The sequence below is a fragment of the Mucilaginibacter sp. P4_G9 genome (assembly GCF_056400985.1).
Map to the genome: position 1 here is coordinate 1 of NZ_JBFUKF010000763.1, position 1,262 is coordinate 1,262.

Genomic DNA, 1,262 nt, shown 5'->3' on the forward strand with positions numbered 1-1,262 from the left:
TTTATTTACTAAAAAAGTAAGGAAGTACTCATTGAAAGATGGTCTTTCATTTGGAATAATAAATGGTATTACCCAGGATAATAAGGGATTTATGTGGTTTGCTACCGGCGATGGTTTAAACCGGTTTGATGGCACAAATTTTAAAGTGTTTAAATTTGAGCCCGACAATCCGTATAGCTTACCGGGTAATTACGTTCAAACAATATACAAAGATACACACGGCACTATTTGGATATCATCGAGAAGGGGAATTTATCAATTTGACACAAACAGAGAACGTTTTACAAAATTTGACCCACCGAGTCTTCGGCCGAACTCTTTAACCAATGTAAACAGCATTTTTGAAAATAACAAAGATCAGCTGTGGTTTTCATGTGGTGCTTCAGGATTCTCTTCTTATAATTTAAATACCAAACTGTTTAAAAGTTATACTAAAAGAGAATTGCCTGGCTTGTTGGGCGATTTATCAGTTATAAATGTAATCGAAGACACTTATGGACTGCTATGGGTAGGTACACGTGATGGYGGGCTCAATGTTTTCAGCACCAGGAATGGAACTGTTTTGAAAAATTTGAATAGCCAGTTCCCGCTTAAACAGGTTCCCCAGGGGCTTATTACCTGTATTTACGAGGATCATAATCATGATGTCTGGATAGCTACCAGCAAAGGGCTGACGCTTTACAGTAGGAAAGAGAATAATTTCCACGTTTTTTTAGGCTCAACTTATAAATTAAGAAGCAACTATTTTTATTCTCTTTTGGAGGATGATCATAAAAATCTGCTTGTTGGTCTTCAGGATGGAGGATTATATAATATAAACCTCGAAAAGGCAGAAAAGTCATCATATAAAGATATAACTATTGATCCGGTGAAATCAGAAGATAATTATAGTATTACAGCCCGGACTATTCAAACCTTATTCCAGGATCGCGACAAAAATATATGGACCGGAACTTATGGTGACGGAATTTACATGTTAAGTAACGTCCCCGAAAAATTTAAAAAATTTCAAAATAAATTGACAGACGCTTATGGAACCAGCTTTTTAAGGTACTATGGTATGTGTATTGATGATGAGGGCTATTTGTGGATGGGAACCGATGGGGATGGAATATACAAGAAGAAGCTGAGTGGTGAGGTAGTAAAATATTATAGAGCAAATGGACAAAAAGGCTCGTTAACCAGTAATAATATACTTTGCGCTTATAAAGATCATTCAAATACATTATGGTTTGGCTCTTATTCACACGGACTTTTCCGGT

1 protein-coding gene is annotated in these 1,262 nt (G+C 36.2%); it reads left to right on the forward strand.

Translation table 11 applies throughout. From position 1 onward, the window contains the following. On the forward strand, window positions 1-1,262 hold a 1,262-nt coding region (locus AC1DPZ_RS27460), incomplete at both ends, for a ligand-binding sensor domain-containing protein (RefSeq protein WP_477409494.1).